Annotated in this window: 4 protein-coding genes; all 4 read right to left on the bottom strand. The window is 36.5% G+C overall.

The features are described from left to right. Window positions 1-19: 19 nt before the first annotated feature. From B0A66_RS13345 to B0A66_RS13330, 4 genes are read right to left on the bottom strand one after another with little or no spacing between them, the layout of a single operon-like run. Window positions 20-9,667 carry a non-ribosomal peptide synthetase gene (locus B0A66_RS13345; RefSeq protein WP_089050344.1) on the bottom strand — a complete coding sequence of 3,216 codons (9,648 nt, stop codon included), beginning with the start codon at window positions 9,665-9,667 and terminating at the stop codon, window positions 20-22. Continuing rightward, window positions 9,664-12,894: a type I polyketide synthase gene (locus tag B0A66_RS13340; RefSeq protein ID WP_089050343.1), complete on the bottom strand. Its 3,231-nt coding sequence runs from the start codon at window positions 12,892-12,894 to the stop codon at window positions 9,664-9,666. Before B0A66_RS13340 ends, B0A66_RS13345 begins: the two co-directional genes overlap by 4 nt. A 13-nt stretch (window positions 12,895-12,907) precedes the next feature. Continuing rightward, the gene (locus B0A66_RS13335) at window positions 12,908-18,382 is read right to left on the bottom strand and encodes a MupA/Atu3671 family FMN-dependent luciferase-like monooxygenase (protein WP_089050342.1); all 5,475 of its coding nucleotides are present in this window, start codon (window positions 18,380-18,382) and stop codon (window positions 12,908-12,910) included. Further along, window positions 18,370-20,886 (bottom strand): non-ribosomal peptide synthetase, encoded by a 2,517-nt coding sequence (locus B0A66_RS13330; RefSeq protein ID WP_165766616.1) that lies wholly within the window; start codon window positions 20,884-20,886, stop codon window positions 18,370-18,372. The genes B0A66_RS13335 and B0A66_RS13330 overlap by 13 nt, the downstream gene beginning before the upstream one ends. Between the last annotated feature and the right edge of the window lie 357 nt (window positions 20,887-21,243).

The raw sequence follows: 21,243 nt of genomic DNA, 5'->3' as shown, positions 1-21,243 counted from the left end.
TCTGTCTTTTATAATTATTTTAAAAATCAATTTCTACAATGTTCACATTCTCCTCTTTTGTAGAACTTGATAAATGCTTGTTGATAAACTGTGCCTGCAAATGAATCGTGGTCATCGAAAATAAATGCGTCACATTTACGTCCTGCGATACGTCTTTTTTAATTAGCTCATACAGTTTTATTAGTTTTAAGCTGTGTCCTCCCAGTTCAAAGAAATCATCTTCGACACCTATTTTTTCAACATCCAGAACTTCGCTCCAAATAGCGGCCAGTTTTTCTTCAGTTTCATTTCGGGGCGCTACATACTGACGTCGGATCAAATCGTTGTCTACGATATCCGGCAAACCATTGCGATTGACTTTTCCGCTGGAAGTCATGGGTAAGTTTTCTAACTCCACATAAAAACCGGGATGCATATACGAAGGCAGTTTTTCCTGTAAATAAATACGAATGGCTGCTTTGTCGATTTCAGTCTCGTTTTCAAGCAGGTAGTATGCTACAAGTACTTTTTCATTCTTATAATTTTTAGCAATCACAACCGCCTGATTTACGCCATCATACTGCATCAATACTTTTTCGATCTCACCAAGCTCAATTCGGTTTCCTCTAATTTTTACCTGATTGTCCATTCTGCCCAGGTATTGAATGGAGCCGTCCGGTTTCCAATACGCAACATCGCCTGTACGGTATATGGCGTTGCCTGTTTTGAAAGGATCTGCTATAAAACGATCTTTTGTCAATTCCGGCAGATTCAGATATCCACTCGCGACTTGTATTCCTGAAATCAGCAATTCTCCTGGTACGCCAACAGGCTGTAAACCGAATGCATCGTTTACGATATAAATACTGGTATTCGAAACAGGTTTACCGATGCTTACACCTTCCTGCAAAACATCTACGTTACTTAAGTTTATTGCGGTAACGTCGATAGAGGCTTCGGTTGGACCGTATAAATTATGCAGTTGTGCATTTTTAAATCTTTCTTTAGATTCTGCTGCTGTAAGTACAGACAACTCTTCTCCGCTACAGATAATATGTTCTAAACTGCTGCATTTTTCTTTGTCTGCTTCCAATAGAAATGCATTTAACATGGAAGGCACAAAATGAATAATGCTCACTTGCTTTTCGCTGATAATTCCCTGTAAATAAGCGGTGTCTTTATGCCCTTCCGGCCTTGCGATAACAAGCGTGCTTCCGGTCATAAAAGGCAGAATAAGTTCCCAAACTGAAACGTCAAACGTATACGGTGTTTTTTGAAGGTACACTTCCTTCTCTCCTACTTCTAAGTACGCTTTCATCCACAACAAACGATTGTACAATCCGGCATGGTGATTTAATACACCTTTTGGATTTCCTGTAGATCCTGAGGTGTAAATGCAATACGCTAAATGATCGATTAAACCGCTCAATTTTGGAGCTGTTTTTGGAAATGATTCCTGTACTGCTCTGAATTTTACAAACTCATTTTCATTAATAGAAAGTTTCAGCTTAGCGTCGCTTGCTATATATGCGATTCTTTCTTCCGGATAAGTCACATCAATTGGTACGTAAGCACCTCCTGCTTTTAATATTCCGAAGATCGCAATGATCATCAATTCGCTTCTGTCGAGTTGTATACCAACTAAATCATCGGCTTGTATTTTGTAATTATCTCGTAAATAATGCGCTAATTGATTGGTTTGCTCATTGAGTTCAGCATAAGTTAGCGTTACATCTTCAAAAATAACGGCAACCTTATTTGGTGTTTTTGCTGCTTGTTCTTCAAATAAATCCAATACCGTTTTATCTTTTGGATAGTCGATTGCAGTAGCATTAAAATCAAACAATACTTCTTGCTTTTCTAAGGCTGTGATGTAATTTGCTTCTGCTATAAGCGATTGTGGCTGTTCTAAAAACTGGCTTAGCAAGTTTTCAAAATGAACAAAGATTCTTTCGATTAGATAGGCATCATAAATATCGGTATTGTAATCAATTTTGAGTCCTAATTCTCCTTTTTCAATAAAAGTAAAACTCATGTCGAACTGAGCTGTTTTTTTATCAAAATCATAGTCACTTACTTTCAGACTTGTCAGTTCTTCTGTGTTGAGATTATTTAATTGTGTCTGATTCTGCAACACAACCAATACATCAAACAAGGCGGAACGGCTCGTATCACGTTTTAAGTTTAATTTGCCCACTAAGGCATCAAAAGGATAACTTTGATGATCGTACGCTTTTAATAAAGTTTCTTTCTGATCCCTTAGCAAAGTCAAAAAGTTGCTTTTTTCTTGTAATCTGGTGCGTATTGCAAGCGTGTTAAGATACAATCCCATTTGATTTTCTAAATCCGGGTGTTCTCTTCCTGCAATTGGAGTTCCTACAATTATATCATCTGAGCCTGTATAGCGATGCAATAAAGCATTTACCCCCGTCATTAAGGTCATGAATATGGTAACGTCCTGCTCTTTTGAGAACGATTTTAACTGCTCTAAAAACGCTCCTGAAAATTGATGCGTACGATAATCTCCGTTATAAGTTTGTATTAAAGGACGTGTTTTGAAACTTGGCAGGTCTAAAACCGGTAATTCTCCGGCAAACTGCTCCAGCCAATAGTGTTCTGATACCTGATATTTTTCTTGCTGTAAAGCACTTTTAAGCCATACCGCATAATCTTTGTACTGAATGTTGAGCACAGGCAGGTTAACCTGTGTACCCTGCGTTAAAGCATTATAGATTTGTACCACTTCTGTTATCAGCAATTCTGTCGACCAGCCATCGCCAATAATATGATGTACACACAAGAAAAACACGTGCTGGTCTTCTTCTGTTTGAATTAAACTGGCATTTAATAATGGTGCTTTCTCTAAATTGAAAGCTGTATTGATAATTTGCTCCAAATAATTTGCAATCGCATTCTCTGGTTGTCCTATCGCTCTGAAATCCTTTTCTGTTATTCCAAAATTGATTTCTTCTGAAGGCGCAATATATTGTCGGACCTCACCATTTTCATTGGTTCTGAAACCAGTTCTTAAAATCTCATGACGATCAATTAGCAACTGAAACGATTCATTGAATTTACTACTATCTAAAGTTCCACTTAATGTTACCGCTGCCGGCATATTGTAAGCCTGTGAACCACCTTCCAGTTGACTCAAAATCCACAACCTACTTTGAGAATCGGTTAACGGATAAGATGCATCTTCCGTAGCTTTTGGGATCGCTTGATACTCATTGTTTTGCAAACGCTGACTTAATCCCTGAATGGTTGGGTTTTCGAAAAAAGCACTAAACGATACAGTTTGACCCAATTGTTTATAGATTCGATTGATGACCTGAGCGACCATTAAACTGTGTCCTCCTAAGGCAAAGAAATCATCTGCAGTTCCAATTTCCTGCGCACGCAATACTTCACTCCAAATGGCGACCAATTTTTCTTCAGTTTCATTTTGAGGTGCTGCATACTGACGTCGAATAAGGTCATTGTCTTCGATATCAGGCAATCCATTTCGGTTGACTTTACCGCTGGATGTCATTGGCAACGTTTCTAATTCTACATAGAAGCCCGGATGCATATAAGCAGGAAGTCTTTGCTGTAGATAATCACGAATTTCTGCTTTGTCTATTGTAGTATCTTTTGCAAACAAATAATACGCTACCAATACCTTTTCGTCATTATACTTTTTGGCAATAACAACAGCTTGATTGATTGCTTCGTGCTCCATCAATACTTTCTCGATCTCACCCAGCTCGATTCTGTTTCCTCTTATCTTTACCTGATTGTCTATTCTTCCCAGGTACTGAATGGAACCATCTGCTTTCCAATACGCAACGTCTCCTGTTCTGTAAATCTGATTGCCTTTTTTAAAGGGATCTGCTATAAAACGATCTTGTGTCAATTCCGGAAGATTCAGATATCCTCTTGCAACTTGTACTCCTGAGATCAGCAATTCTCCTGGCACGCCAACAGGCTGTAATCCGAATGCGTCGTTTACAATATAAATACTGGTATTCGAAACTGGTTTACCTATGCTTACACCTTCCTGCAACACATTGACTTTCGTTAAGTTTATAGCTGTAACGTCGATAGAAGCTTCGGTTGGACCATATAAATTATGCAATTGTGCGTTTTCTATAATTTCTTTGCATTTGTGAGCTGTTAAAACAGACAATTCTTCTCCGCTACAAATAACATGTGCTAAACTGCTTGTTTTTGTTGCTTCTGCTTCTACTAAAAAAGCATTCAGCATAGAAGGCACAAAGTGAATAACACTTACTTGCTTTTCGTTAATTATATTTTGTAAATAAACCGCATCTTTATGTGCTTCCGGTTTTGCTATAACAAGCGTACTTCCGGTCATAAAAGGCAAAATTAATTCCCAAACCGAAACGTCAAACGTATACGGTGTTTTTTGAAGGTATACTTCGTTCTCTCCTACTTCCAGATAGGCTTTCATCCACAACAAACGATTGTACAATCCTGCATGGTGATTTAGTACGCCTTTTGGTTTTCCCGTAGATCCTGAAGTGTAAATACAATATGCTAAATGATCGATTAAACCGCTCACTTTTGGAGCTGTTTTAGGTAAAGAGTCATTTACTACGCTAAATTTTTCAAACTCTATTTCATCAATAATAAGTTTTAGCCTGGCATCGCTTGCGATATAGGCGATTCTTTCTTCCGGATAGGTAACATCAAGTGGCACGTAAGCACCTCCTGCTTTTAGTATTCCGAAGATTGCCACGATCATTCGTTCGCTTCTGTCCAGCTTTATCCCAACCAGATCATCTGCTTTTATTTTGTAATTATCTTGTAAATAATGTGCTAACTGATTGGTTTGTTCGTTTAACTGAGCATAAGTTAAGGTTACATCTTCAAAAATAACTGCTACTTTATTTGGCGTTTTAACTGCTTGCTCTTCAAATAAATCTACTACCGTTTTATCTTTTGGATATTCGATCGAAGTAGCATTAAAATCAAATAATACTTGTTGTTTTTCTGAGTCTGTGATATAAACAGTTTCTGCTATTAGCGATTGTGGTTCTTCTAAAAATTGGTTTAACAAATTTTCAAAATGCACAAACATTTTTTCGATCAAACTGCTATCATAAATATCAGTATTGTACTCAATAGTAAGATTTAAGCTTTCTGCTTCTGCAAAAGTAAAACTGATGTCAAACTGGGCTGTTTTTCTCGGAAAACTATAATCGCTTATTGTAAGATTTACCAGTTCTTCTGTCTTCAGGTTGTTCAGCTGTGCCTGATTTTGCAATACGACCAAAACGTCAAACAAAGCAGAACGGCTGGCGTCGCGCTTTAAATTTAATTTTCCCACTAAGGCATCAAAAGGATAACTTTGATGATCGTAGGCATTTAGTAACGTTTCTTTTTGATTTAAAATTAAATCCAGAAAACTGCTTTTCTCTTTTAGTCTTGTGCGTATCGCAAGCGTGTTGAGGTATAATCCAATTTGGTTTTCTAAATCCGGATGTTCTCTTCCTGCAATTGGTGTTCCTGTAATAATGTCGTCTGAGCCTGTGTAACGATGCAATAAAGCGTTTACTCCCGCCATTAATGTCATAAACAAAGTAACGTCCTGCTCTTTTGAAAATGTCTTTAATTTTTCTAAAAGTGATTTCGGAAATTGATGTGTGCTGTAATCTCCGTTATACGTTTGTACTGAAGGTCGTGTCTTAAAACTTGGTAAATCTAGAACCGGTAATTCTCCTGCAAATTGTTCCAGCCAATACTCTTCTGATTTCTGATATTTTTCCTGCTGCAAAGCTTCATTTAGCCATACTGCATAATCTTTATATTGAATGTTTAATTCCGGAAGCTTTACTGTTTTCTTTTGTGACAGCGCATTGTAGCTTTTTACAATTTCTGAAATTAACAATTCTATAGACCAGCCATCACCAATAATATGATGCAGGCATAAGAAAAACACATATTCATCAGACGCTATTTTAATTAAACTGGCTCTTACCAAAGGCGCTTGTTCTAAATTGAAAGGTGTATTTACTGTTTCTTGAAAATAAACCGCGATCTGATTTTCCTGATGATCAGCTGTACTAAAATCTTTTTCCGCGATTGAAAAGTTTATTTTTTTGGAAGGTGTTATAAATTGTTCGACATCACCATTTTCATTGGTTTTGAAGCTTGTTCTTAAAATCTCATGACGATCGATCAACAAACGGAATGATTCATTGAATTTATTTACATCTACACTTCCTGTTAGCTTTACTGCAGCCGGTATGTTGTATGCCAATGAACCGCCTTCAAGCTGACTCAATATCCATAATCTGTTTTGAGAAGCTGTTAACGGATAGGAATTTGCCTCCTTCGTTTTTGGTATTGCCAAATAATCGTTCTTTTGCAATTGTGCGCTTAAATCACCAATCGTTGGTTTTTCAAAAAAAGCGGTGAATGATACGGTCTGACCAAGTTCTTTATGAATTCTGTTGATGACCTGCGCTACAATTAAACTGTGTCCGCCCAAATCGAAAAAATTATCAGCAATACCTATTTTTTCAATACCCATCATTTCCTGCCATATCGTGGTCAGAATCTCTTCTGTTGCATTTCTTGGTGCTTCATATTCTTTCTTTACAATATCCTGCTCAGAAATGTTTGGTAATGCTTTTCTGTTAATTTTCCCATTATGAGTTAATGGCAATACTTCCAGCGTTATGTAGAATCCCGGAATCATATAATCCGGTAATTTTGCCTGCAGAAAAGTACGCAGTTCTGACCTGTCGATCACAGCATCAGATACCAGATAAGCAACCAGTATTTTTTCCTGATTGTTTACTTTTACATCTACAACTACTTGTTTTAAAACAGCTGAGTATTGCAAAATGGCATTCTCGATGTCTCCTAACTCAATGCGGTAACCTCTTATTTTTACCTGATGGTCTTTTCGTCCAAAATACTCGATGTTACCGTCGGGCAGCCAACTGGCTAAATCGCCTGAGTCGTATAACCTTTCGCCTTCTGTAAAAGGATTTGAAATGAATTTTTTAGCCGTTAATTCAGGAAGATTAAAATATCCTCTGGCTAAACCTAATCCGGCTACATACAACTCACCTGTAACACCAATAGGAACCATACGTTTGTTGGCATCTAAAATGTAGCATTTTAGTGTTGGAATGGGTTTACCAATATTAGATTGTTCTGAATGTATTTCTTTTTCTGTTATTTCTTTGTACGTAACATGCACTGTGGTTTCCGTTATCCCGTACATATTAATAAGTTTGGCATTGGGATATTTCCTGTGCCAGTCTGATAAAAGTGTCGGATTTAAAGCTTCTCCTCCAAAAATGACATATCTAAGCGTATTACATTTTTTTTCTCCCGACTTTTCACTATTGATTACATTATAAAATGCAGAGGGTGTCTGATTTAAAACCGTTACACCTTCCTGTTCTACTAAATCTAAAAATGCCGGTGTATTTTGAGCAATTTGTTTAGGAACCATTATCAATTTCCCTCCAAATAACAATGCTCCGTTGATCTCCCAGACAGAGAAATCAAAACTATACGAGTGAAACATGGTCCAGACATCCTTCTCATTAAAGTCAAATAAGGGTTTGTCTGTAAAAAACAGCCTTACTACATTTTTATGTTCCAGTAATGTTCCTTTAGGATTTCCGGTTGTACCGGAAGTATAGATTACGTAGATCAAATCATCCGGCGAATTGATTTTTTCGATATTAGAGGCTGCATATTGTTCGTGATTTGCATAAAATAATGCTAATACATTGTCATCAATAACAAGTTTACTATTGCTGTCTTTTTCGATATATTCGATTCTGTCTTGCGGATAATCCGGATCAATTGGCACATAAGCACCTCCTGATTTTAGAATTCCGAAGATCGCAATGATCATCTTTTCGCTTCTTTCCAGTTTTATTCCAACTAAATCGTCTGGCTGTATGGCGTAATTTGCTCTTAAATAATGTGCCAGCTGATTGGCTTGCTCATTAAGTTCTTTGTAGGTCAAGGTAATATCTCCAAAAGATACCGCTACATTATGTGGTGTTCTCGCTGCCTGTTCCTCAAACAAATCAACAATAGTCTTGTCTTTTGGATAATCGACAGTAGTATCGTTAAATTCAAATAAAAGTTGTTGCTTTTCAGCCGCTGTTAAATAATCAATTTCCTCAATAAAAAGATTTGGATACGCTAAAGCTTTCGTTGCAAAAAGATGAAAATGATCAAACATGCGCTCTATCAGAGCTGCGTCATAAATATCTGTATTGTATTCTGCGTTTAATTCTAATTGGTTATTGGATTCTGAGAAATTAAAACTAATATCAAATTGAGAAGTGTTTTTGCGAAGATTGTATTTTTCAAACGAAAGATTGTCAGCATCTTCTTTTTTACTGCCTAAATTTAATGACGATTGATTTTGATATACGACCATAATATCAAACAAAACAGAACGTCGTTGGTCTCTCTTTAAACTCAATTTCTGCACCAATTCGTCCAGTGAATACATTTGGTGTTCATTGGCTGCAATCAGGTTGTTTTTTTCTATTTGCAAAAGCTCCGCAAAAGTGTTTTTTTCATTAAACTGTGTTCGTATCGCCAGTGTATTTACGTACAATCCGATTTGTCTTTCTAAATCCGGATGTTCACGCCCTGCTACTGGAGTTCCCACAATAATATCATCCTGACCGGAATAGCGGTACAGTAACGCATTTACAATAGTCATTAAGGTTGTAAATAAGGTCACACCATTGTCTTCTGAAAACAATTTTATTTTAGCGGTAAGGGTTTCTGAAAATAAATGTGATATCGTATTTCCATTAAAAGTCTGGATAGCCGGTCTTTGTCTCGAAACCGGTAAAGTAAGCGAAGTCAGATCTCCTGCAAATTTGTTTACCCAGTATTGTTCTGCTTCCTTATATTTTGGACTTTGTTTTTCTGCTTCTACCCAAACAGCATAATCTTTGTATTGAAGTCCCAGCACAGGAACTCCATGTACTTTTCCTGCCAATAACGTATTGTATCGCTGAACAACCTCAGCAACAATAACTTCCATAGACCAGCCATCGCTGATGATATGATGCATACTTAATAGAAAAACGAATTCATTTTCCGTTATCTTAATTAATGTAACACTCAAAAGAGGACCATTTTCTAAATCAAATGCTTCCTTATTTTTAGCATCAAGGTATTCTTCTATTTTTTGAGGACTATCTGCAATTGTAGAATAATCCAGCGTTTCTACACTAAAATAAATTTCGTTTGCCGGCACGATATTTTGTCTGACTTCCAGTGTTTCCTCATCAGATTTGAAAACTGTTCTTAGAATTTCATGGTGTGCAATAAGTTCCCGAAATGCTTTTTCGAAAAAATAAAAATTAAGATCACCTGTTATTTTTGTAACAAATGACATATTGTAGGCCTGCGATCCTCCCTCGAACTGACTTAGTACCCATAATCTTTTCTGAGAAGCCGTTAAGGAATAACTCTTTTGTTCAGCGGTCTTTGGAATCGACTGATTTTTTTTGAAACTGGTTTTTTCCAGTAACATTTTTTTTAATGCTTCTTTGTGTTCTTTTAGTGATCCTAAAAGTTTATCATCGATTCCTGCATCGGGTAACTGACAAAAAAGTTTGTCTTCCCGCACAGAAAGTTTTACGTTATTATCAACCAGCTCTTTTAATAATATTTCTATACTCATAATTCAATATAATTATTGCCAATAGTATCATTCTCTACTTCTACCGATCCTACTAAGTCTTTAATAGTCACTTTTGAGTCTACTAAAACCGCCAATTCTTTGATCGAGATACACTCTGATAATTCTCTAAATAATAAGTTGATTTCGAACCTGTCTGATAATTGAGTCAATAGTTTTGTAGCTAACAAAGAGTTTCCGCCTACTTCAAAATAATTGTCTAATACACCTACCGGATTATAGCCTAATATATCCCCCCAATATTCTGCTATAATCTTTTCAGTGTTAGTATCTGGTGCAACAAATACATTGCTTACATTTCTTTTTTCGCTTTGTTTCACCGCTGTTGCTGAAGTTGTTGCGCTTTCTTCCACAATCTCATCATACAATGCTTCAACTGTATTATTGATGCTGTTTTGCGATGGAAAAAGCTTTTTAATATTGTTCAGATATTCAGTATGCAGCTTGTTTAAATCGTTTAACTTTTCCTCAGAGATTTGATTTATATCATCAAGCTGAATTTCTACAGAGGAGCGCAACCTGTTTTTCTGATATTGTGTATTAGTGTAATGATACGATGCTGTGATTTCATCAAAATTTTCGTGACTGATATTGATTTTAGGCTTCCAGAATCTGTTTTTAGAAAAGGCGTAACCCGGCATCGAAATTCTTTTTCCGCTATGTACCAAAGGCAAATCAAACTGTACTCCTTTTGCTAAAAGAATGGCTTTTGAAGCATAAAAAGTATCCAGTGCATTCTTTTTTACAGATGGTTTTGGAAGTAAATTAACTGCACTAATTTTGTTGCTGAAAATAGATTTCACAAAAGACGACAAACCATTTCCGGGTCCTACTTCTATAAAAACAGGATTCGAAAAATAAGCTGCTGCATTCTTAGCTGCCTGTAAAAATTTAACCGGATGAATAATTTGGTTTAACCAATATTCTTTAGAACAAAAATCTTTCTGTTCTACCAGATTGCCCGTATAGGTTGAAAAAATTACTGCGTCGAACTTATTAAACTTTACTTCAGAAAGTACTTTTTCGTATGCCGTTAAAGCATCGTGCATCATGTGTGTATGATACGCATGCGATACTTTTAAAGTTCGGTGTAAGATATTGTTTTGGTCTAAAACAGCTGCTTGTTGGTCGATCACCGATTTTGAGCCTCCAATTACCAGATTATCATCTGTATTGTACACACAAATAGCTACAGTATCTAACAACAATGATTGTAATTCACTTTCTGTCGATTGTACTAAAAGCATAGCACCTTCCGGCATCATCCCCATTAATCTTCCGCGGTGGCAAACTAATTTTAATGCATCGTCTAAGGAAATACAACCTGAAATACAAGCCGCTACATATTCTCCTAAACTATGTCCAATAATGGCATTTGGCTTAATGCCTGATCTTAAAAGTTCTTTGGCTAAGCAATATTCTACGATAAATAAGCTTATCTGCGTATTTTCAGTCTGGTCTAAAAGTGTATTTTCTTCAGAGAAGATAATTTCTTTGAAATTAACCGGACTTAAAGCTTTTAAATAGTCAAAACAATATTCCATGTCTTTTTTGAAAGCATCATTACTCTGATACAATTCAATCGCCATATTATGGTATTGACTTCCTTGACCCGGAAACATAAAAATACTTTGTGCTGCTGCACCGAAGCCTTCGTAACAACCATCATTTTGTGTTCCGTTTAGTTGTGTTTTTAATTCTTCTTTATCCTTAAAAACAGCTGTAAAACGATGTGGCATTGCTTTTCTTCCGTAAAGACTTGTAAACTCTAAATCAGCAGACGCTACGTTAGCATTTGCATCTATATAATCGTGTAATTTTTGTTTTTGTAATTGAAGGTTTTCTTCGTTTAAAGAAGATAATGCAAGTACATGCGGATGATTTTCTACCTCATCCTGTACTATAACTGGTGGCTGTTCTAATATGATATGAACGTTTGTTCCGCCAACGCCTAATGACGTTACTCCTGCTCTGCGTAATTCAAAATGTTTTGGCCAGGCGGCATTTTTCTGACTTACATAAAAAGGAGATGTATTTAAATTTAAAGCCGGATTGGCTTCCGTAAAATTAAGACTTGGTACTAAAACACCTTTATTTACACACAAAGCTGCTTTGATTATAGAAGCTATTCCTGCTGCTGCATCTAAATGTCCAATGTTACTTTTTACAGAACCAATCGCACAGTATTGATTTTCTGTTGTAAACTCTCTAAAAGCTTCGGTTAATGCCGAAACTTCAATTGGATCTCCAATATACGTTCCTGTGCCGTGTGCCTCAATCATTCCGATGGTTTCCGGATTAATATCTGCAATAGACAAGGCTTCTAAAATGACATCACGCTGAAAATCGACACTTGGCGTTGTATAACCTTGTTTGTTTGCGCCATCGTTGTTGGTAGCACTTCCTTTAATTAAAGCATAAATATGATCATTGTCTTTAAGGGCTTCTGTGGCTCTCTTTAATACAATAGAACCCACACCGTCACCGCTAATGGTTCCGGTTGCTTTGCTGTCAAAAGGACGGCAAACACCATCTTTAGAATAAATGGATTCCGGCATGTGTATGTATCCGATTTTCTCATTCGAATCAAAAGATACACCTCCCGCCAAAGCCATATCACATTCGTAACTCAATAAACTCTGACAAGCCAAATGAACCGCCAGCAATGAAGTCGAACAAGCTGTTTGCACCGTCATTGCAGGACCTGTTAGATTTAATTTATACGATATCCAGGTTGCCAGAAAGTCTTTTTCGTTTAAGATTCTGTACAGCAAAAGATCGTTTTGTTCCGTAGGAGATATCGTTTTTAGAACGCTCATTAAATAAGAGTTGGTCGACATACCGCAAAAGTTGGCAACAGATCCTTCGAACCTGCTCATGTCATAACCTGCATCTTCGATGGCGTGCCAGCTGGTTTGCAGCAACAACCTGATTTGTGGATCCATAATTACGGCTTCGCTATTGGCTAAACCAAAAAAATCAGCATCAAAATACTTGGCGTCTTCTAATTTTGAACTCACATTAACAAAGCGTTTGTGGTTCAAAACTTCTTTAGAAACACCTGAAGCAATAATTTCTTCCTCTGTTGCGGGATTGATGCTGTTTACACCTGCAACGAGATTTTGCCAATATTGTTCAATATTCTTAGCGTCAGGAAAACGTCCCGACATTCCTATGATTGCTATATCATTCTCCGTAACTTGTTTCATCTTTTCCAACTTCTCAGTTAATTTTATTTGCTCTTGCGTTTCTTCTGGATAATCCTTTGTTTACTGCTTTCTTGATCGCGTCTTCGCTTCCTGTCTCCCCGCTTTGATTAATGGCATTCTGAATTAATTTGGCTTGTTGTGGAATACTCGGATTACGGAAAAGTTCTATTAGCGAAAAAGTTGCCTTAAATTCGGTTTGCATTTTTTCGTGCAGCAATACAATTTCGATAGAACTTCCACCTGCTTCAAAAATGCTCACGTGATACGGAATATTTTCGCGTTTTAAAACTTCGCACCAAATGCGGTAAATGTCTAATTCTAATTGGTTGCTCAATGTAGCTGTAGTCGTAGTATCTGCTTTTTGAGGCTGAATTTCCTTTAACTTCACCATGTTTACCTTTCCATTTTCCATTAACGGAATAGATGGCACCAGGATAATGTCTCTTGGGTTCATATAATCCGGTAATTTCTTTTTCAAAAATTCACTAATCACTTTTTCGTCAATTTGTGTTCCGAAACTTTGTATAGCTATCTCTTTTTCTTTCACTGAGAAATTAGGATTAACAGCGTACAACATATAGGTATTTTCATCATTCTGTGTACTGGCATCGCTCATGACCAATTCATCGACTTGTACTTCGTAGTTTTTCTCTCGAAGTAAACTTAAAATTGCGTTTAAGTTGTTGTCTCCATCTACCTCGATCGCTAGCTGATGAATCATAGGCCAATGTTCGGCTCTAATTCCTTCTAAAACCAGACATTCACTTTTTTCAGCATCGACTTTTAGTAAATCAATCGATTGAATGTTGAAATCATCAATAACTGCTGAAATGGTTGTTAATTGACATTCTACTTCTTCAGTTTGGTACAAAGAAGAAATGTATTGTTTGTACTCTTCAGACAATCCGTTTGATTCCTCAATCGTATCATAAAAAGATTGTACTACTTTATGATCTTCACCCGATAACTTGGCATCATCTGTAGATGATTCTTTATTGTATTCAATGTATTTTCCAACTGCGTTTACAATCGTTTCCTGATCGGCAAATCTTCCTGATAAACCGGACATTTCTGGATAATAGTTAAATACAACACTTTCTTTTTTGTTGGATACACCATAATTCAAAATTCGTCCTTTGATCTGGCGGTGTTCAAAGTTTTGTTTTAATGCTGAAAAAATCTGCGGGATTGGTTCAAAAGCAATAATAGAAGCGCTTGGCTGTCTTTGATTGACATCGATACAAAAACCTCCCACGTTTGAACCAACATCCAGCACCAAACCATTTTCAGGGATAGAAATACCGTGTTTAAAATAAATTCCGTCTTCAAATATTTCAGTATACAGCATCGCCAACTGACGATCTGATTGATGGTACACTACGCTTCCGTCAGGAAAATGAAAAGGTCTCGCTTGCTTTTCAGCAGGAAGTGCTTTGTAGTCTCCGTAAACAATATCTTCTTTAACCACATAAGCGGCTAAATGTGTGGCATTGTTCTCTGTAATGGCAATAACTTTTGCATCCTTAACACCTGATAATTTAGAAAGTACACTTTCTATTTCGCCTGGTTCTACACGATATCCGTTTACTTTTACCTGATTATCTTTTCTACCAATATATTCAAAAGTACCATTGGCTTTCATTCGCATTAAATCACCTGTTTTGTAGAAACGGCTGTTTCCAAAATAAGCATTTGCGACTTCTTTAAAACTTTTATTGGTAAGCTCGCTGTTGTTGTAATAGCCTTTTGCTACGCCTAATCCGCCAATGTAAAGTTCTCCTACAACACCAACAGGAACTTGCTGTTCGTATTCGTTTAAGAGTAATAAATTGGTATTGTGAATAGGTGCTCCTATTTTAAAATCATCTTTGGTTATGGCTCTCCATGCAGACCAAACGGTTGTTTCTGTTGGACCATACATATTGTACAACTTACAATCGGTTAGCGTACTTAAATTTTCCATAAGGTCTTTGTTCAAAGGCTCTCCACCTATTAACCAATGACGTACAGAAGATAAATCTCTTGCTTTTGATTGTTTTGACTGTTGATACAAATCGATCGTAAGCTTAGATTGCGATGGCGTCATTTGAACGTGCGTTAGCTGATGCGCATCAATCAGGTCTAATTCTGTTCGCTGGCTTTCAGCATCTACTATTTTTGCCAATTCAACTTGAGCGTGGTACAGCGTTTTAGCTTCAACAATTTTTTCTAATCCTGCTAATACTTTTTCGTTTTCTACACCAAAATCAACCAGGCAAGCGACTTCTGTTACCCCAATACGCTGAATATTAAACAGCATGTTCTGGCACGATTCCGGACTTCCGATCAAGGTATTGTTTTTGCTGAATTTGGTATAGGCAATGTCTATTACTTCGCTGGTTTGCGTATCTAAGTCTAAACCTAATTCTTTTGCCAAAGGCTCCATCAATTTAATAGACGATTCTAAATAGGCTTTGAATGGTTTTTCACTAGTTGTTAACGCAGTTTGTTCTGTTTCGTCGATGTAGGTATGAATCATCAGCGTCACTTTTTTATCAGCGATACTAAATCCGTTCTCCTGCAATGCCTGATGGTAGATTTTAATGTTTTCTTCTAATTGTTCTACCGATTGTCCTAATACGTGTGTCAGAACATTAGCACCAATTTCTCCGGCGTATCTAAAGGTATCCGGATTTCCTGCCGCTGTTACCCAAATTGGCAATTCTGCCTGTATTGGCAACGGTCTGATTTTTATGGTAAAATCCTTGTCTACACCATTTTTACGAACAATGGCATCGCCTCTCCAAAGGCTTTTTAATTCTTTTATTCTGTCTTTAACTTCCTGATGACGATTGTGATAATCTGAATTAGCAAAAACAAAATCATTTGGATGCCATCCTGAAGCAATACTCAGACCTACACGTCCGTTGCTAAGATTATCTACAATCGACCATTCTTCAGCAACACGAATAGGGTCTTGTAATGGCAAAACAACACTTCCTGATCGAATGCTGATATTTTTTGTAAGTACCGCCAAAGCAGCACTTAATACCGACGGACTTGGAAAAGCGCCTCCAAATTCACCAAAATGACGTTCTGGTGTCCAAATGGCTGTAAAATCGTTATTATCAATATATTTTGCTGTATCTAACAGCAAGTCGTATTTATGTTCCTGTTTGTTATCTGCCCCAAAAAACATAACACTAAAATCCAGTTTCTTTGCCGGAACCAATCGTTCGTGTGCTAATAATTTGAAAGGATTTGATTGTTGTAATACAATAGAATGTCCTCGCGAAATCGTCCAGATCAGTTCTAATACCGAAATATCAAAATTGATGCTGGTTTGTGCCAGCCATTTTTGTGTGTCCTTGCTTCCATAAGAAACATCAAGGCTATACAGTAAATTGTTTAAATTACCCTGACTAACTTCTATTCCTTTTGGTTTTCCTGTAGTTCCGGAGGTAAAAATAATGTACGCACTATCATCATCAGAATAATCTACGCCTATCAATTGCGTAGCCGTTTGCACCTGAAGATCATCAACAAAAACAAAAGTTTCCTTAGTCAGTTTGTTTAAGAATAATTCTTTTAGCGGTTTTAATGTCACGATGCTTTTTGGTTCTGCATCTTCTATAATCTGATTGATTCTTTCTGAAGAATAAACTGGATCAAGCGGAATGTAACAAGCTCCTAGTTTGAAACAAGCAAAAATAGTCGCTACCATTTCTACACTTCGTACCAGACAAATCCCTACTTTATCACCTTGTTTTACACCTTTATTGGCCAATAACGTTGCGATAGCATCAACTTTATCACCTACTTCTTCATACGTATACGCGATATCATTGCAGGTTACAGCGGTACGATCCGGTGTGTTTTTTATTTGATATTCAAAAAGACTAATTGCATTTTCATTTTTAGTAAAATCTAATGCTTCCCCTTTTAAATGTTGGTAGATTTCTGTCGTTTCATTTTGTCCGATCAAGTTGGCTTTGAAAACATTTTCATCTGGATTACTAAGCAGTGAAGCAAGTAACGTATTGAAATGATCCGCCATACTGCTGATCGTTTGCGCTTCGAAAAGATCACTGTTGTATTCCCATGCCAATGTTAAACCATTTGCTGTTTCGGTAACATTTAAACTCAAATCGTATTTGGCGCTATTGGCAACCTTATAATTAACAGGCTCCATAACCAAGTCTGCTAATGCCAATGCATCCTGATCTGTATTTTGAAGCGTCAATAAAATCTGAAACAACGGATTGTGGCTCAGATTTCTTTTTCCGTCTAATTCCTGAACTAATTTTTCAAAAGGCATTTGCTGGTACTCATACGCTGATTCCAACATGGTTTTACTTTGTCTGATTAGTTCTCTAAAGCTTGGTTTTTGAGATAAATCACTTCGCAAAACCAATAAGTTCATGAAAAAACCAACTAAATCTGCTATTTCAGCTTTCTCGCGATTGGCAATCGGGCTTCCCACCACAATATCAGTTTCGTTACTGTAACGTGACAGCAAAGTGCTAAAAGCAGCGTGAATTCCCATAAATAAAGTCGCCACTTCTGACTGACAAAGATCCTGCAATCCTTTTAGTGTATTTTTATCTAACACCGAATGATACGTGTCTCCGTTAAAGCTTTGTGTCAGCGGTCGTACTTTATCTAACGGTAAACCGTGAAGCACAGGCAAATCTGCCAATTGCTTTTTCCAGTAATTCGTTTGTTCTTCTAATACTTCGCCCTTAAACCATTGACGTTGCCAATGTGCATAATCTGAATATTGAATGCTCAAATCGTCTAGTGGATTCGGCTCGTCTTTTCTGTAACTGTTGTAAAGGATATTAAATTCTTTGATCAAAACCCCCATCGACCAGCCGTCTGATGCAATATGGTGCATGGTTACCACCAGAATATGCTCTTCGTTGCTAATCATCAATAATCGGATGCTTAGTAACACATCTTTAGAAAGATCAAATATTTTGAAGGTTTCTTGTTCTACGACTTCGATAATGTATTGCTGTGTATTTTGAGATAATGCGTTAACATCTTCTACCGCAACATGATACTCGTTTACCGTTTGAACATTTTGAATCGGTTCGCCGGATTCATCAACAAAAAAATAACTGCGTAGACTTTCATGTCTTTGCAGAATCGTATTGAAGGTTTTGTTTAACGCTTCATAATTTATTTTACCTGTAAGTTTAAAAGTCGAGGTTAAGTTATAATGTGAGCTCCCGTTATTGATTTTATCAAGAAGCCATAAACCTTGTTGGGAAAAAGAAAGTGGAAGCGAAACACTTTTAGCTACTTTCTCGATTGTTATGGTTTCTCTGGTCTGGTTTTGAATTAAAGCAATAATAGCTTCTTTGTTTTCTCTTAAAAACTGTTTTTGCTCGTCATTTACGATGCTCAAATCCCCTTTTACCAACAGTTTATCCTGAGAAACTTCAAAATTGATACCTTGTTGAATTAATGCTGTTAAGTGCTCTTTAATACTTAAATTTCCCATACTTCTAAATTCTTGTTGGTTGCTAAATCTATGGTTCTGTTGGTTGTTATTCCTTTTACAAATACGATTTCATTTTCGATCATCTTAGCCAGTTCAATGATGTTTTGCAGTGCTAAGACATTTTTAATCTGAAGCTCAACTTCAAAAGTTCTATTGATTTGGTATAACATTTTGGTAACCTTAAGCGAATGCCCGCCCAATTCAAAAAAGTTATCTGTAGTTCCAATTTTTTCTATACCTAATACGTCCTGCCAAATCGCAACTAAATATTCTTCGGTCGAATTTCTAGGCGCTACATATTCTCTTCTGATGATATCGTGACTTGCGATTTCAGGCAATGCTTTTCGGTCTATTTTACCATTTGGCGTTAGCGGTAATTCTTTTAATGCTACATAAAATGCAGGAATCATATAATCCGGTAATCGCTTTTGAAGAAAACTGCGTAAATCTCCTTTTTCAAGATTGTTATTCGCTACGAAGTAAGCCACCAATACTTTTTCTTTATTGTTTTCTCGAACTTCAACAACTGCTTGTTTTACATTTTGTGAATATTGTAAAAGCGTATTTTCGATTTCTCCTAATTCGATTCTGTAACCGCGCACTTTTACCTGATAATCTTTTCTGCCTAAAAATTCAATATTTCCATCGGCTAACCAGCATCCTAAATCACCGGTATCGTACATCTTCTCTCCTTCATGAAAAGGATTTGTTATGAATTTCTCTGCAGTAAGTTCCGGTTTGTGCAAATAAGCTTTGGCTAAACCTGTTCCGGCAACGTATAGTTTTCCTGTAACTCCTATTGGTACAGGTTGTAAGGCTTCGTCTAAAATGTAAATCTTAGTATTGGCGATCGGTGTTCCAATCGGAATAATGGCTTTGTTATGATCTTGTTGTGTTACTTTATAGATCGAAACGCAAACCGCACATTCTGTTGGTCCGTAAGCATTGTAATAATCAATTCCGGCCTCTACAACCGCTAATGCTTTACTTGCATTGGCAGGTTCTCCAGCCGTGATAATGCATCGTAAACCTGCAAGCTCCTCTTCGGACAATAAGCCCAAATAACTTGGAGGAAACGTAACTACTGTAGCACTGGTTTCTTTTAAAAACGAAACAAATTGATGTTTGTCTTTAATCACTTCTTCGGTAGGAATACATAACGAAGCACCACTGTACAAACTCATCATAATCTCTGATATCGAAGCATCAAAGGCTACAGAAGCAAACCAAACTACTTTATCACTAGCCGTAACTTCAAAAGTTTTGATTTGATCTAAGGACATATTTACATTACTGCCGTGCGCTATTGCAACTCCTTTTGGATTTCCTGTTGAACCCGAAGTGTAAATTACATACGCTAAATCATCCGCTGTAATCGCAACATTCATATTATCAGAGAAAATAGCATCAAAGTTGATTGAATTGATGTTGATATTCTTAATCTGTGCAATCGCTAAAGTGTCACAATCACTGATAACTAATTTTAAAGCACTGTCCTGTACCAAATAATCGATTCTTTCCTGAGGATAATTGGTATCAATAGGCAGATAAACGGCGCCTAACTTCATAATGGCCAATAACGTAATAACGCCGTTATCTGACTTTGGCAAAAATGCTCCCACAATGTCCCCTTTATTTACTTTGTGGTTATCATTAATATATCGCGCCAATTGATTACTTCTTTCGTTTAATTCCTGATACGTTAACGTTGTATCTTTAAATACAACTGCTACAGCATTTGGAGTTTTTTCTACTTGCTCTTCGAATAGATCGACTATTGTTTTGTCTTTTGGATAAACAGCATCGGTAGCATTAAAATCGACTAATAATTGTTGTTTTTCGTTTTCTGAAAGTACTGAGTAAGCCGTTAAAGTGGTTCCCAAATTATGTTCTAAATCAACTATAAATCCTTCAAAATACGAAGCCAGATATTCTACGATGGCTTTGTTTACAAAACCTTCTACATACGAAACCTGAATGTCTAAATCCTGATTTTCTTTGATTTTTACAGCAAGTAAAACACCATTACAAACTGCTTCACTATTTGAGTTAATGCTGATTGCATAGTGAGACAAATTACTCAAAGTTGTAAAACCTGTTTTCTCTACTATTTGCACATTACTGTAATCAGCGTATTTTAAGGTCTCCAGAATTTCCTCTTTTACCTTTTGAAGATATTCTTTGAAAGTGATGTCTAACGTTGTTGGAAATGCCAAAAGCAAAGGATTTTCCTGTCCTTGATAATGAGATACTACAAATCCATCAAATTCGCTAATCAGTTTTTTGAGCAAAAAAGAATAAATAGCGTTAATAACAGTATATTGAGCCAACAAATTAGTATTGGTAAGCTTCGTGAAATACTGTAATTCTTCTCCTTTTATAGTAATGCTTTCCAGACTAATTTGTTTGTCTTTTGTTTCAAGAGCCTGTGCTCTGTTTATTGTTTTTTTTCTCCAATATCTTGAAGTTAAATTCTCGCTGTTTAATTCAATATTTCTTTCCATAATTTTCATCTTTTTTAGATCTAAATCCTTATGTTTTTAGCAGTAAAATCAGTTGTTAGATCATTAAACCTTAACTTTTGACATATTAGCATATTGATTTTTTACGAAAATAACAGTATCATCAATCTAAAAATTACGGACTTTTGAGGTATTAATTACGGGCTTAAAGAAACCAGGCTTTGCCAAAGCTTAAAATGTAAATTAATCTGGAATGGCGTTATTATAATGTTATCAGATAGTAGTTTAATTTGTTTTTTGAGCAAAAGACAGTAACGATTCCTATTTTTCAGTTGTTATTCGTAAATAGCACAAAATATCGGTCGTTCCTATGGAACTTTCTTCCTATTCTAACGACAA

Source organism: Flavobacterium hercynium, from assembly GCF_002217285.1.
GTDB lineage: Bacteria > Bacteroidota > Bacteroidia > Flavobacteriales > Flavobacteriaceae > Flavobacterium > Flavobacterium hercynium.
The sequence above is the reverse complement of the archived record's forward strand: the minus strand, read 5'-3'. Positions and strand labels throughout refer to the sequence as shown.